The sequence below is a fragment of the Streptomyces sp. NBC_01450 genome (assembly GCF_036227505.1).
Taxonomy (GTDB): domain Bacteria; phylum Actinomycetota; class Actinomycetes; order Streptomycetales; family Streptomycetaceae; genus Streptomyces.
In genome coordinates, this window is record NZ_CP109480.1 from 10100983 (window position 1) to 10114708 (window position 13726).

At 68.1% G+C, this 13726-nt stretch carries 14 protein-coding genes and 2 pseudogenes; 8 read left to right on the forward strand and 8 right to left on the reverse strand.

Annotated elements, in window-relative coordinates:
- Positions 1 to 198 precede the first annotated feature (198 nt).
- The 3 genes and pseudogenes from OG568_RS45035 to OG568_RS45045 form a co-directional block, all read left to right on the forward strand.
- Entirely contained in the window at positions 199 to 621 is a 423-nt protein-coding gene (locus OG568_RS45035; protein WP_329535765.1) for a nuclear transport factor 2 family protein, read from the forward strand.
- Positions 622 to 941: 320 nt separating this feature from the next.
- Entirely contained in the window at positions 942 to 1574 is a 633-nt protein-coding gene (locus OG568_RS45040) for a hypothetical protein (protein WP_329535766.1), read from the forward strand.
- A 425-nt stretch (positions 1575 to 1999) separates the two neighbouring features.
- A pseudogene (locus OG568_RS45045) lies at positions 2000 to 2239 on the forward strand (aldo/keto reductase); the annotation flags it as partial.
- A 46-nt stretch (positions 2240 to 2285) separates the two neighbouring features.
- Here the strand turns inward: OG568_RS45045 and OG568_RS45050 are convergent.
- Positions 2286 to 2837: a TetR/AcrR family transcriptional regulator gene (locus OG568_RS45050; RefSeq protein WP_329535767.1), complete on the reverse strand. Its 552-nt coding sequence runs from the start codon at positions 2835 to 2837 to the stop codon at positions 2286 to 2288.
- A gap of 93 nt (positions 2838 to 2930) precedes the next feature.
- Between OG568_RS45050 and OG568_RS45055 the strand changes: the two genes are divergently transcribed.
- Positions 2931 to 3410 carry a hypothetical protein gene (locus OG568_RS45055; RefSeq protein WP_329535768.1) on the forward strand — a complete coding sequence of 160 codons (480 nt, stop codon included), beginning with the start codon at positions 2931 to 2933 and terminating at the stop codon, positions 3408 to 3410.
- Between the two features lie 88 nt (positions 3411 to 3498).
- Here the strand turns inward: OG568_RS45055 and OG568_RS45060 are convergent, their stop codons facing one another.
- A complete protein-coding gene (locus OG568_RS45060) occupies positions 3499 to 6249 on the reverse strand; it encodes a SpoIIE family protein phosphatase (RefSeq protein WP_329535769.1) in 2751 nt (916 codons plus the stop codon).
- Positions 6250 to 6404: 155 nt separating this feature from the next.
- Here OG568_RS45060 and OG568_RS45065 point away from each other — a divergent pair, with 155 nt between their 5' ends.
- Positions 6405 to 6824, forward strand: a complete 420-nt coding sequence (locus tag OG568_RS45065; RefSeq protein ID WP_266418437.1) for a winged helix-turn-helix transcriptional regulator — start codon at positions 6405 to 6407, stop codon at positions 6822 to 6824.
- Positions 6825 to 6881: 57 nt separating this feature from the next.
- Here the strand turns inward: OG568_RS45065 and OG568_RS45070 are convergent, their stop codons facing one another.
- The 3 genes from OG568_RS45070 to OG568_RS45080 all read right to left on the reverse strand — a co-directional run bounded on the left by OG568_RS45070 (position 6882) and on the right by OG568_RS45080 (position 8590).
- Positions 6882 to 7295: an SRPBCC family protein gene (locus OG568_RS45070; RefSeq protein ID WP_329535770.1), complete on the reverse strand. Its 414-nt coding sequence runs from the start codon at positions 7293 to 7295 to the stop codon at positions 6882 to 6884.
- A gap of 108 nt (positions 7296 to 7403) precedes the next feature.
- Complete coding sequence (locus tag OG568_RS45075) at positions 7404 to 7850, reverse strand: nitroreductase family deazaflavin-dependent oxidoreductase (RefSeq protein ID WP_266418441.1); 447 nt, start codon at positions 7848 to 7850, stop codon at positions 7404 to 7406.
- 125 nt (positions 7851 to 7975) lie between these two features.
- Positions 7976 to 8590: a flavodoxin family protein gene (locus OG568_RS45080; protein ID WP_329535771.1), complete on the reverse strand. Its 615-nt coding sequence runs from the start codon at positions 8588 to 8590 to the stop codon at positions 7976 to 7978.
- Positions 8591 to 8804: 214 nt separating this feature from the next.
- On the opposite strand from OG568_RS45080, the gene OG568_RS45085 reads away from it, so the two are divergent.
- From OG568_RS45085 to OG568_RS45095, 3 genes and pseudogenes are all read left to right on the forward strand, one after another.
- The gene (locus OG568_RS45085; protein ID WP_266579546.1) at positions 8805 to 9428 is read left to right on the forward strand and encodes a TetR/AcrR family transcriptional regulator; all 624 of its coding nucleotides are present in this window, start codon (positions 8805 to 8807) and stop codon (positions 9426 to 9428) included.
- Between the two features lie 695 nt (positions 9429 to 10123).
- Positions 10124 to 11029, forward strand: a complete 906-nt coding sequence (locus tag OG568_RS45090; RefSeq protein ID WP_329535772.1) for a helix-turn-helix transcriptional regulator — start codon at positions 10124 to 10126, stop codon at positions 11027 to 11029.
- Positions 11026 to 11286: pseudogene (locus tag OG568_RS45095) on the forward strand (alcohol dehydrogenase catalytic domain-containing protein); the annotation flags it as partial. The gene OG568_RS45090 and the pseudogene OG568_RS45095, both read left to right, overlap by 4 nt.
- On the opposite strand, the gene OG568_RS45100 reads toward OG568_RS45095, so the two are convergent.
- From OG568_RS45100 to OG568_RS45110, 3 genes are all read right to left on the reverse strand, one after another.
- Positions 11282 to 11437, reverse strand: a complete 156-nt coding sequence (locus OG568_RS45100) for a hypothetical protein (RefSeq protein ID WP_329536617.1) — start codon at positions 11435 to 11437, stop codon at positions 11282 to 11284. The pseudogene OG568_RS45095 and the gene OG568_RS45100 sit on opposite strands and share 5 nt — an antisense overlap.
- A 230-nt stretch (positions 11438 to 11667) precedes the next feature.
- Positions 11668 to 12276, reverse strand: coding sequence for a TIGR03086 family metal-binding protein (locus OG568_RS45105; RefSeq protein WP_329535773.1), 609 nt, complete (start codon positions 12274 to 12276; stop codon positions 11668 to 11670).
- Between the two features lie 421 nt (positions 12277 to 12697).
- Positions 12698 to 13606, reverse strand: coding sequence for an MBL fold metallo-hydrolase (locus OG568_RS45110; RefSeq protein ID WP_266579538.1), 909 nt, complete (start codon positions 13604 to 13606; stop codon positions 12698 to 12700).
- Between the last annotated feature and the right edge of the window lie 120 nt (positions 13607 to 13726).

Genomic DNA, 13726 nt, shown 5'->3' on the forward strand with positions numbered 1-13726 from the left:
ACGGGGGTGACCAGGGCAGACCTGGCCGGGGCGAACGATCGGACTCCCGCTTCCTGACCGCACGTGGATCTTCGCCTTTCCGGAGGCTGTCTGAGAGCGCCTTGCGCCGAGCTCCGGCATCGCGATTTGTTGACCGATCGGACCACATCATGTTTCGATAGTGGTCCAATCGGTCAACAAACCCGGTGGAGGATTCCGATGCACCAGACTCAGACTCAGACGGAGCGGAACAAGGCCGTCATCCTCGAGTTCCTGACGACCGCGTTCAGCTCCAAGGACTTCACCGCGCTGGACCGGTACCTGCACCCGGACTACGTGCAGCACAACCCGTTCATCCCGGCGGCCAAGGCCGGGCTGCGTGGGTTCATCGCCGGCCTGCCCGACGCCACCCGCTACGAGCCGGGAGCGATCATCGCCGAGGGGGACCTGGTCATGGTCCACGGCCGGTACTCCGGCGGACTCGACAAGCCCCTCATCGGGATCGACATCTTCCGTTTCGAAGACGGCCTGGTGGTGGAGCACTGGGACGTCCTGCAGGACGAGGTGGCCGCGCGGGACACCGTCGCGGGCAACCCCATGTTCACCAACCCTCAGGCCGGCCAGGCCGACCGGCAGGCCTGACTCGGAGGCGTGACGCCTCGGGTACGTACTCCGAGTCGGCGCCCGACGTACACCCGACACCGACCCCGGCGAGACCCCGCCGACCCCACGGCACGCCAACCTGGTGCCGGGGCACGGTGTCCACGCCGCTTCTCGCGGCCACTCCCGCCGCATACGCGCCGAACGCGCGCCACAGGCGAACGCCGCAGGAACATTGACACGCAAGCAGCGTCACTCACCACGGAGGCCCACCCATGGCGAACCTATTGGATCTTGTTCTTGAGGCCCACGGCGGCCTCCGGCGGTGGCAAGAAGCAAGAACCATCCACGCCAAGGGGTCCATGGGCGGGCTCCTGTGGACCCTCCGCGGCCGGCAGGGAATCCTCGCCACGGCCGACATGACCGTTGACGTGCAGCGGCAGCGCGTGGTCTTCGAGGGCTTCACCGGCCCGGAGCTGCGCGGCGTATTCACGCCCGGCCGAGTCGCGGTCGAGGGGCGGGACGGCGAGGTCGTGGCCGAGCGGACCTCCCCACGGGAAGCCTTCGCCGGCCACGGCCCGGACACCCCCTGGGACCAGCTCCATGTGCTGTACTTCGCGGGCTACGCCATGTGGAACTACCTCACGGCTCCCTACCTGCTGACGCGCCCCGGCGTTGTGGTGGAGGAGCTGGAGCCCTGGCAGGAAGTCGGCGAGAACTGGCGACGGCTGCGCGCGACCTTCCCTGACACTCTCGCAACGCATGCCAGAGAGCAGATCTTCTACTACGACACCACCGGGCTGCTGCGCCGTCATGACTACGCGGCCGACGTACTCGGCGGCGCGCCGGCTGCGCATCTGTGCCAGAAGCACGCAACGGTGTCGGGACTGGTCTTCCCGACTCACCGGTACGTCCTGCCCATGCAGGAGGATGCGCGGGTTCTGCCCGAGCCGGTCCTCGTCACCATCGATCTCACCGAGATCTCTGTTGCCTGACCACGACACGAGTACACCCCCGCGTCGGCGTCGCCCAAGCGGGTAGCCGTTCATCGCCGGCCTGACTTCCTTCACCTCTGCACCTGTGATCCACGTCCGCCCGCCGACCTTGAAGCTCAGAAATTTGCGTCAGGGCATGTGGGTGCTAAGCTCACTTAAAGCGCATGCTCGTGCGTTAAGTTTCGGGTCGGGATGGTCCGGATGTCGTGATCGGCAAGGTGACGGAGAGCCGCACCTTACGTGGCCACATCCCGAGAAGCCACCGAATCCGGGCCACGGGAGCGACTGGCACTGACTGCTGACCCACCGCACTCAACAGCGTCGGCGCTCTGCCCGCCGCGCCTCGCCTGCCGGCCACGCAAGCGCTCGCGCCGGGCGTTCGTTCAATGAGCGAGTGCAGGCCGTGGTACAGGAATCCGCACGGCCTCCCATGGTTCCCGATCGCCACCGGCCAACTGGCGCGCCCGGGCGGCCCACTGGACACTCTCGCCAAGGAGCTCGGCGCGAGCCCCTCCCAGCTGGCCCTGGCCTGGCTGCTGCGGCGCTCCCCGGTGATGCTGCCCATTCCCGGTACCTCCCGTGTGACCCACCTGGAGGAGAACATCCGGGCCGCGCAGGTCGCCTTGTCCGACGCCCGGTTCCGGGCGCTCGGTCAGGCGCTCTGACCGTCACCCGGCGTCGGCCGGTCTCGCCGCTTTGCGTGGCGGGGGATCAGGCGGAGCGGTTGCAGAGTTCGTCGACGTACGTACGCGCATCCACCTCGGACAGTGTCCAGGGCAGGAAGATGACCCGGTAGATGATCGGGGCCACCAGCCGGTCGATGACGTCGTCGCCGCTGAAAGTGCTGCCGGGACGTGCGGCGAAGCCGGCTGCCTCCGTCCGCCGGTCGCGCAGGCAGTCCGACTCGCTCTCACCCGCCGCGGCGGCCCCGCCGCGCAAGAGGGCGGCGTTCACCGGGGTGCTGTAGTGGCTGATCAGTTCCTGTGCCCATGCGATCAGATCGGCACGCAGGTCTCCGGTGTCGGGAAGGCCGCGCTCCGGGTCGAGGTGGTAGGTCGCCAGGTCGTTGATCATGGTCCGCGCGTCGCCCCAGCGTCGGTAGATGCTCGAGTGATTCACTCCCGCGCGCTCCGCGACCATGGGGATGGTGACGGCGTCACTGCCCTGTTCGGCGATCAGTTCCTCGACGGCCTTCCTGATGGACATGAGCACCACGGCGCTGCGGCCGCCGGTGCGCCGCCGCGGGGACGATTCTGCAACCATGCACCCCACTATAACGCACACCGCTTGGCATTAACCCTCCTTCGGGTCTACAGTGAAATTAATGCACAATACTTGGCCTTAGGGGGCTCTGAGGTGTCCCGCACCGAATCAAGGCATGACCGCATCCCCGGCCTGAACGGCGCCACGGCCTTCGTCGAGCCCGCGGCGGCCGCCGTGGCCGGCCTCTTCCTCGGCCGACTGACATCTCGCCGCACCGTCTTCGTCGGCGGTGCGGGTGTGCTGCTGGGAACCGTGGTGATCGAGGCCGGTGTCGCCACCGGAATGCTGTCTCTGCTGTGGGTGGGAGGCGTCATCGGCGGCGTGGGCTTCGGCGCCTCGTTCTCCGGCGCCATCCGGACCATCGCCCCGCTCGTGCAACCCCACCAGAGGGCAGGGCTCTTCGCATCCATCTACCTGGTCGCCTACCTGAGCTTCGGAGTGCCGGCAATCATCGCGGGACTCCTGATCGCTCCGGTCGGTCTGCAGGGCACCGTCCTCGGCTACGGTGTCGCCATCCTCGTCGCCGCAACCCTCGGCCTGGTCGCGCAGTACCGCGTCAATGCGCGCGGCTGACCCGGCAAGCGCGCAGGTTGCCGGGGCGGTACGGCTGGCGGCAGGCAGGCGGCTGGTCGACGTCTCCCATCGGGATCGGGAGCCCGCCTCACACGGACTCGTACGAGACTCGCTCACCAAGCGGGTCGGCGGACAAGAGCTGCTCGGTCCAGATGCACTTGCCGGACCCTGTGTAGCGGGCGCCCCACCGGCTGGTCACAGCGGCGATCAGCTGGAGCCCGCGGCCGTTCTCGTCGGTGTCAGCCGCTCGACGGATTCTGGGCATCGCGGGGCTGGCGTCTGCGACTTCGCAGATGAGGGTTCGGCCGCGCAGCAGCCGCAGGGTGATCGGCCCTCTTGCATGGCGGACAACATTGCCGACGAGCTCGCTGGCGACGAGTTCGGTAGTCATGATCAGCTCATCCAGGTTCCAGGCGGCGAGCTGGGCTCGGACATGCGCGCGGGCCTGGCCGGCGGCTGTGGGGTCGTCCTGCAGCTGCAGGCAGGAGATGTTCTCCGGAGCCAGCGCCTGGGTGCGGGCCACGAGCAGTGCGCTGTCATCGCGGCTGCGCTGGTCGGGCAGCAGGGTGGCGATCAGGCGGTCGCACAGGTCGTCGAGGCTCTCTGTCACCTGAACGTGGGCGGGGCGAAGGTGACAGGCGAGGCGGCCCATGCCCTCGGCGATGTCCAGTCCGCCGGATTCGACGAGGCCGTCGGTGTAGAGCGCGACGATCGAGCCGTCGGGCAGGCTGAACTCGGCCGTGTCGAAGGGCGGGGTGGCGGCGCCGAGCGGGGGGTTGACAGGCAGGTCCGGGAAGTAGCTGGTTCCGTCGGGCCGGAGGATGACGGGCGGGGGATGGCCGGCGGTGATGGCCTGGCACATGCGGCTGACCGGGTCGTAGACGATGCAGAGGCAGGTGGCGTAGAAGCCGTCCCCGAGGCCGCTGACGATTTCGTTGAGATGGAAGAAAAGCTCGTCCAGAGGCTGCTCGAGATCAGCGAGCGTATGGCCCGCGGTGCGCAGTCGGCCCATGGTGACGGCCTCGGACACGCCGTGCCCCATGACGTCTCCGACGACCAGAGCGACCTGCTCGGCCGACAGCGGGATGACGTCGTACCAGTCGCCGCCGGCAACCGTGCCGTCACCGGCGGGCTGGTAACGGGCGGAGGCGGTCACAGCGGGCAGGGCCGGCAGACACCGCGGGAGCAAACCGCGCTGGAGTTCCTGGGCCCGGCGGTGCTCGGCGTCGTACAGCCGGGCGCGCTCCATGGCCTGGGCGACCATGCCGCTCATGGCCGCGAACAGAGTGCGTTCCTCGTGGCTGAAGGCGTGCCGATGCTCGTAGATGACGCAGGAAGCACCCACGGTGCGCCCGGAGGCGATCAGCGGCAGGATCGCCCATGCCTGGGCCCCGATCGCAGCGGGCAGGTCGGCAAGCGCCGGGAAGCGGCTGATGAACTCCTCCGCGGACGAGATGAAGTCCAAAGTGCCGTCGATGAAGGCTTGGGTAGACGCCGGAAGCTCTGCGATGCGGGCGTCTTCGAAGCGGCGGAGACTCTCCCTGGGGCCGGCACTGCCCATCAGAAACGCTCGGCCGTTTTCGTGAGTCCAGACGCTGACACCTTTGGCGCCGAACAGGGGCACCATGTGGGTGGCCATCACATCGGCCACGTCATGTCCGGTGACCGCACCGGCGAGGGCTCGGGTCAACTCCACGAGGCGCATGGTGCGTTCGATGGCAGTGCCCTCGGCGGAGGCCTCGTCGGCTTGCAGGTGCCGGGCGCTGCTGATGTCGGTGACGCACAGGGCCAGGCCGTCCGACAACGGGGCCAGTCGCACATGCAGCCGTCGGCCGGTGTACGTGCGTATGTCCAGCTCGGTCGGTCTGCCCTCGGCCGCTGCTTGTCTGCCGGCTTCCTCCATGCCGGGCGAGCACAGCGCCGGAACCGCATCCCACAGCACCTGCCCGAGCAACTGCCGCGACGGGGCAAGCAGGCGCTCGGCGTTCGGATGGGCAAAGATGATCCGCCAGGAGCGGTCGACGGCCAGGAACCCGTTGTGCACAGCCCACAGGGCTTGCTCCGTCGGTTCCTCGGTCGGGTGGCCCGAGGTGATGTCACGCACGAACCCGGCCAGGCGCGGACCGGAGCCGTCGTCGGCACTCGATGCCTGGCCCCGGACCTCCATCCGGCGCATGCCGGTATCCGGCCGGCGGACCCGAAATTCCGCCTGGCACAGCGTGCGGGCGCGGATGGCCTGGTCGGCCCGCGCCAGCACCTGCGGGAGATCCTGCGGGTGGACCAGTCGCCGCCAGGTACGGATCTGCCCGTCGAACCCCTTCGCGTCGATCCCCAGGATGCCGAGCGCGGCACCGTCCCAGATCACCGTGCCGGTACCGAAATCCCAGCCCCAGAATCCTGCGGGGAGTTCCGCGGTGTCGCGGTCAGCCGGGCGTCCCGCATCCTCAGGTTGAGGAGGTCCCGGACTGTCGCGCAGGCAGTCGGCGATCCAGCTTGCCACGGCGGTCAGTTGCTGGTGCAGGGCCGGCGCCTCCGGCATCGGGGTGAAGACGGACAGTACGCCGAGGGGCTCGTCCGAGGCTGGTACCGGCACCGAGAGCAGTCCGGCTCCTGAGGGCACTCCAGGCAAGCGCGCGGCGAATTCGGGTCGCGTCGGCGCCGTCCATGCCGGGGCGTCGGTGCGTACGGCGTATGCGGGAGCCTCCGGCGAGTGGCGGTCGATCTCTTCCCAGCGTTGCGTCGCCGCCCCCTCGACGTTGCTCTCCACCGCCAAGTACAGGCTGCTGCTCCCCAGGGGCCCGAGGTGCACCATGCCGCCCATGGCCTGAGCCACTGCCATCGCGCGGTCCAGTCCGAGCCGTAGCGTGTCGCAAGCGTTCAAATCCGCGCGAAATGTCGGAGATTCCAACTTTCGTGATGGGGTAAGAGCTTGCTGGAGACCATGACTCCAGAAGAGTTCATGGGTCTCTTGGTTCCCTGGTATACAATGCGGTCATGGTAGAGCAGGAGCGGTCAGTGACCATCGACTCGGACCGGCCGATGGACATCCTCGATGCGGCCTGTCCCAGTCGCGATGTCTTTGTGGACCTGGCCGACAAGTGGGCCCTGCTGATGCTGGCGAGCCTGCGGGACCGTGGTGCCCAGCGGTACTCGGAACTGCAGCGGTCTCTGGGTGGGATCAGCCGGAAGATGCTGTCGCAGACGCTGCGGACGCTGGAACGTGACGGGCTGGTCCTGCGCAGCGTCGACCCCGAGGTCTTGCCGCCTTTGGTGCTGTACGGGCTGACCGACCTAGGCAGTGAGATCGCCGAGGAGACCCGGGCCCTGTGTTCTTGGACCGAGAAGCGGGCCGCGCGCGTGCATGCGGCCCGCGTCGCCTACGACGAGCGCCACGCCTCCGACCAGAGGGTGTGAGCCGACTCCGGCGGTGAGCGGCCGGGACCGGACCGCGCGGGCTGTTCCGCCGTATCGTCAGGTGCCGAGCATGGTGGTGATGCGGTCCAGGCATGCCTGGTAGAAGCCGCCCACCGCGGCCGCGGCCTCGTCGGCGGGGACGCCGGGGACAGGCTCGAAGGACCCTGTCCACTCGATCGCAGACCGGTCCGGCCCGTCCTCGACGACCGCGATCCTGGCGGTGAAGTCGACCACCGGAACCGGGCCGGGGTCGTCGAAGCGGTAGTGGTGGAACCACTTCCCCTCGTCGATCAACCGCTCGACGAGCCGTCCGCCGTCTTGCATGGTGAGTGTGCGGGTCCGCCGGTCGGTGTCCGGGACGGTGTCGGCGACGCCGGGCATCCAGGCTTCCACGGAATAGAAGTCCCCGATGAGACCCCACACCGCGGAGGCGGGTGCTGAGTAGCGCTGCTTCTTGCTGAAGGTCGTCATGTGCTCGTTCTCCGGTCGACAATTGGGTGAGCCGTCGGGGTGGCGCGGGTTCGTGGGTGTCCGGGTGGGGCGGTGCCGTTCGGTGTGCCCCACCCGGGTGAGGGTCGGTCAGCGCTTGTCTGTGACCGGCTCGAGGACGAAGAGCGGGATGTCGCGGTCGGTCCCCGCCCGGTATTTGACGAAGTCCGGGTAGGCGGCGTCCGCGCGCTTCCACCATTCGGCCTTCTCCTCGCCGTGGAGCTCGCGGGCGGTCATGTCCTGCTTGACCGTTCGGTCCTGCACTTCGACAAGGGGATGGGCGACTACGTTCCGGTACCAGGAAGGGTGTGTGTCGGCGCCTCCGTTGGAGGCGGCCACCGCGTAGGAGCCGTTGTGCTCGACCCGCATCAGGGGCATCTTGCGGATCTTTCCGGACTTCACGCCCTTGGTGGTCAGGATGATGACCGGCAGGTCCAGGAAGGTCCCGCCTTCCGCGCCGTCGGTGGCCTCGTACTGCGCGACCTGGTCGCGCACCCACGAGGTGGCGCTCGGCTCGTACTCACCGTGCAGAGGCATCGGTCGTGCTCCTAGTCAGTCGTTCTTCATGGCACGGACCGTGAGGATCCTCGCGGTCCTGGTAAGGGAAGGGCTTTTTCGCCAGAAGGCCCCTGGAGTGCCGGGAATCGGGGTGCCGGGATGGGTCAGGCGGTGACTTCAGCCAGGGCGGCCCGGCCGACGGTGAGGGCTGCGGCCTGTGCGGTGACCCGCGCCCCGAGGTGTTCGGCGGTGGCGATGTCGGCGTCGTGCACCGTCTCGATGCCACCGTCCTGGGGGGTCTGGGCGCCCGCACCGACCCAGAAGCCCAGCCGGTTGAGGTCGTTTTCGCTGGCCTGGAGGGCGTTCCAGCCCGGAGCCAGTCCCAGGCCCACCCAGATCATGCGGTGCTGGGCGGCGAAGGCGGCCAGGAAGTTCAGGGTGTTGAGCTTGTCACCACTCTTGGAGGCGGAGTTGGTGAAGCCGGCGGCGATCTTGTCCGCCCAGGTGCCGTTGAGGTACCTGCCGCTACTGGCCTCGGCGAACGCGTGGAAGCCCGCGGATGCGCCGCCCATGTAGGTCGGCGTCCCGAAGATCACTGCGTCGGCCGTGTCCAGCTCGTGCCACTGCTCGTCGGTGATGGCGTCCACCGCGACGAACGTCACGTGTGCGCCGGCCTTCTCGGCGCCGTGCTGGACGGCCTCGGCGAGGACGGCGGTGTGTCCGTATCCGGAGTGGAAGGCGACAACTACGCGCGGCTGGGGGGCAATGACCTGGGACATCTGGGACTCCTTGGTAAGTCGAACGACGCGGTTCGCGTCGTGGTCTCTAAAGTAGACCAAACCTCCATTGGTGTTCAAATAAAAAATAGAGTCCAGGTGCCCGGTGGAGTTTATGGAGGTGGTGTCGGGTGTGCCGGGGTGGGGGCGGTCGTGCGCCAGGCCACGACGGCAGCCGTTGTGGTCCAGGTGGACCACAACGGCGTACCCTGGCGGCATGGGAAGAAGACGAGGCTTCGACGAGACCGCTGTACTGAATGTCGTACGCGACCAGTTCTGGACGACTGGATTCGCCGGCACGTCCACCTATGACCTCATGGAAGCAACCGGACTGGGCAAGGGCAGCATCTACAAGGCGTTCGGCAACAAGCACGACCTGTACGTGCGTGTCTTCTCCGACTACTGCCAGGACCTCGTCGCCCAGGCCCGCGAGCAGCTGCAGGGCGGCCCGAAAGCGGTACTTCCCTCGCCGATGGCGCGACTCGAGCGCTACCTCGTCTCCCTCGCCAGCGCCTTCGCCGGCGAGTCGCCCCACCGTGGATGCTTCCTCACCAAGGTCACCGCGGACCGTGCCGGTGAGGACGAGGACGTGGCGCGGACGGCCCGCCGCGCGTTCGACGATCTCGCCGGCGTCCTCGCGGGCGCGATCCGCGACGCCCAGGACGCGGGGGAAGTGGCCGACCATGTCGACTCCTCGAGCCTGGGGTATCTGCTGCTGAGCGTCATCAGGGGCATCGATTCCATTGCCAAGGCGGATGTCGACGCGGCGACGCTCGAGCAGGCGGCGCGATCCGCCGTGGCCCTGATCCCGAGGGCAGAACCACCTCGTGCGGAGGTCTGACCCGCGTCGAAGCGCCTGGCCTGCTGCCGGATGGGCAGGCGCCGCGTCATAAGGGCCGGGTCAAGCACATGCCTTGTGGGCTGTGGGGCGTCAATGGGTGGCGGCAGCGGCCTGCTGTGGGTCGAGGGTGGCCGTGAGCAGTCCGGCTTCGAGTGTGAGGGTCCGGTGGCGCCGGGTGAGGTGACGGTCCAGCAGAGTGCTGCCCATGGCGGTGACGGCGAAGGCTGCGCCGATCCAGGCAGGCTGTGCCCGCCAGTCCGAGTCCGGTGTTGATGACGAGACCGGAGACTACGGGCTCCGGAAAGTGCGGTGGTGGCGTGGGCGACCCACAGCCGCGGCACCCTCAGCGAGCGCAGTTCCGTGCCCAGGTGGGGCCGCATGAACTCCGAGGTGCCCTGAGCGAAGATGCCCAGCCCGAGGACATGGATGACGAACGGCATGATCCAGCTGCTCCGTAAGGTGGTCGAAGGACGAACCAGGTGGCTTCCACTCGCTCCCCACGGTCACCACACGCGGGTGAGGGCTCCGCTTCCAGCCGTACAGCGCAGGTGAGGCGGCGCCGGCATCCCGGTTCACATCCAGCGTCGCGTCCTTCATGCCCATGCGGATCCCGTGCGCGCGCCTTGCTGAACCTAGGTCCAGGTGGTCCACCTTCACCGACCCCGTCACGGCGCTGCGGTGCTAACACTGGATACATGAAACAGAACGGCGAACTTGGTGACTTCCTGCGCTCGCGACGGGCGCGTCTGCACCCCGAGGACGCGGGGGTGGGCTTCAGCGGCGGCGCGCGCCGGGTGCCGGGACTGCGCCGCGAGGAGGTCGCGCACCTGGCCGGGGTGAGTACGGACTACTACGCCCGCCTCGAACAGGGCCGACACCCCCACGTCTCGGAGACGGTGCTGGAGGCTGTGGCTCGCGCTCTGCGCCTGGACGACCTCGAACGCGGCTACCTCTTCGAGCTCGCCCGGCCCAAGACACCTGGTCCGGGCCGGCGCCGTGCGGCCCGCGTGCCGCGGGTGCGGCCGGCGGTCCACGGCATGCTGGACGTTCTGAACAACGTCTCTCCGGCCCTTGTCATCAACCACCACAGCGACGTCCTGGCGGGCAACCACCTCGCCCACGCGCTGATCACCGACTTCGACACGCTGCCGTACCGCGAGCGCAACCTCGCCCGCTTCGTCCTGCTCCACCCCGCCGCCCGCGATCTGTACATGGACTGGGACAAAGTCGCCGAGACGTTCGTCGCCAGCCTGCGTCTGGCGGCCGGCCGTCAACCCGACGACCCCCGGCTGAACGAGCTGGTCGGGGAGCTGTCCATCAAGGTGCCCCAGTTCCACACCTGGTGGGCAAGCCACCGTGTGGACCAGTGTGCTCACGGCACCCAGCGCCTCCGTCACCCCGTGGTCGGCGAACTCACGCTTTCCTACGAAACGCTGGCCCTTCCCGCCGATCCCGACCAGATCATCTGCCTCTACACCGCCGAACCCGGCTCCGCCTCCGCGGAGACGCTCCGGCTGCTCGCCAGCTGGAGCGCCCCGGCAGACGCAGAGGCATCCTCTTCTTCCGGGCACGGCACGGCGCATCGGAACACCGCGTCATGAGCCGCGCCGTCCGTTTCCATGAGACGGGTGGCCCCGAGGTCCTGCGGCTCGAGAAGATCCCCGCCCCGGTTCCCGGTGCGGGTGAAGTCCTCATCCACACCCGGGCGTTGGGGCTGAACCGGGCGGAATCGATGTTCCGCCGGGGCGAATACGGCGTCGCCCCGGCCTTTCCGTCCGGTATCGGCTACGAGGTCGCCGGCGTGGTCGCGGCGGTCGGGGACGGGGGCAGGGGGTCCCGTGTGGGCCAGGCCGTCAGCGTGGTGCCGTCCTTCCCCATGACCGACTACCCGATGCACGGTGAAGCGGTCCTCGCTCCCGTGCACGCCGTCGTCGCCCGCCGGCCTCCAGGTAGCGATGGGCCTCCGCGATGGCACCGAGGGGGAAAGTCGTGTCGGTGACGGGGGCCAGTTCTCCCTTGGCGAGGCCATCACGGACGTAGTCGACCGCAGCGGCTCGCCGTGCGTCGTCGCCAGGTCGGCAAGATCGTCATCACGGTCACCCCCGAGGACGGAACGACGTCGTGACGTCGGCTTCAATGCCATCAGGCGGGACTCCTACGTGAAGTCACACCTGATGCATGGCACTCCCCACACCACCGGCAATCAGTCTTGCTCGTCACACCGGACGCAGTCGCAGAACTATCGCGTGGGTCGGGTCCATCGGGGGTCCCTGCCGGTCAGGCCCAGTGCGCGGTCGAACAGGGGCGCGTCGGTCTCTTGCGGCGCCTCGTCGCCGAGAAGGCCCAGGCCGCGCATACGGGGTGCCTCGCGTGAGTAGGTGTCGAACGCGGTGGTGGCCAAGGATGCGGGGATGTTGATGGACTGCCCGGTGGCCACTGCCACATCCCAGGCATGGATGGCGAATTCGGCGATGAGGATCCCGCCGAGCGCGGTGGCGGCCATGGGCGGTCCGCCGACGCTCGCCTCCCCTTCCCACGCCGTCGGCGCGGACCAGGCACTCACTGCCGGATCCGCCTTTTCAGCCACCAGTCCAGCCCAGTCGGACTCCGGGTGTCCGGCGAGAAAAGGCATCGGGTCGGCAGTCAGCAGGCTGGGATCCGGTGCCGCCCGGGTGCCCGCGTCCCTCGTCAGCAAGAGCATCATGCCGATGTGATTCACAAGGTCTCGCACCGTGAATTCCGAACAAGGGGTCGGATCTTGGTACTGGTCCACGGACACATCGCTGACCACGTCAAGGGCCAGATCGATGCTCTGCGCCAACAAGTCCACCCTGGTCGATTGCCGCATGTGGCGTTCCCTCCTTCTGGCGCCCCAGGCCGGGGCGAACGGTCCTGATGAGATGGTCTGTCAGACGATGTCGTATGACGATGTTGTATGTGGTGATCGCACGTTCGGCTGTGTATGGCGCTTCGTCCGAACGGCTCCTGGTCGACTGCCAAGTCGCTGATGACGCAGGAGCTGGTGCGCCCGAGGTTCGGCGGCACTCAGCGCTGTGATGCCTCTGGCGGGGTGGGCCTCCGTATTCCGGAGCGCCCCAAGTACGCCCGACGTGAGGGCCAATAGGAGGGGGCGTGGGCGAACACACGGTTCCGACTCGGGTCCGGCGGACGCCGGGCCGACGGCAGGTGGTCGAGCCGGAGAGTTCCTGGCCGCCGGCCTGCCGCAGGCCCGGTCCGCGTCACGTCCCCTCACTGCACAGGACATCGTCTTAGTCGAGGAAGAGGCTCCATGCGACGGCGTTGAGGTTGTCGGCGAGGAAGATGTCGGTCCCTCCCAGGCGCTTGTCATAGTTCGGCATCAGCTCGGCAGCGCGGGCGACGACCGCGTCCATCCAGACCTTCAGTTCGGCCTGCTTGTTGTTCGCCGGCACCTTGTGGGCGGCCGCGGCCTCCCTCAGGTCGACCGTCTGCAGCGCCTCGGCCGCGGACTTCCGCAGGTCGTTGATGTAGTCACGGTTCGTCGCCACGTCGTCGGGCGTGCCGAACAGGGACATGTGACCGCTGACGATGGTGTCGAAGTCGTACTCCAGCAGCTGATCCATGGCCTCGAAGTACGCGGGCACATGGGCGGAGAAGACGAGGCGGAAGAACGGCGGGTTCTTGACGGAGAAGCTGTCGATCGCCGCCATGGTCCTCAGTTCCGGGACGTGGATGAACAGGTTGCCCGCCTGGTGCCAGTCGCCCGTGTAGTCCAGGGTGAACCGGGTCCCGTCGATGTCCAGCGTCTTGTGCGGACCGCTGAAGGTCACGTTCGGCAGCGGACGGCGGTCGTCGTGCGCCTCCTCGATGAACCGGCCGGTCAGCTCGTGGCCGATGATCTGCAGACCGTCCCGGTTGAGCTGGTGAGCCGCACCGATGTGGTCGGCGTGCGAGTGGCTGTAGATCAGGTGTGTGAGCGGCTTCGGGGTGACCGACTCGATCGCCGCCAGCAGATTCTCGCCTCCCAGAGCCGGAGGAGCGTCCACGAGGACGACCCCCTTCTTGGTCTCCAGGAACATCGTGTTGACCATGCCCTGGGTGACGCCGTAGGCACCGCCACCCAGATCGGTCACGACGAACCCGGACTCCGGGATGTCCGGACCAAGGGCGAACTCGGGCATGGGCTTGAATGCGGTCATCAGGTATTTCCTTTCCGGGCCACCCGTCCGGCAGACGGGTGAAATGATGTGACAGTGAGTGGAAGGTGATCGAGGGCCCTGTGCGGTCACAGACCTAAGGGCCTGCGGCAGTCGGGCCCC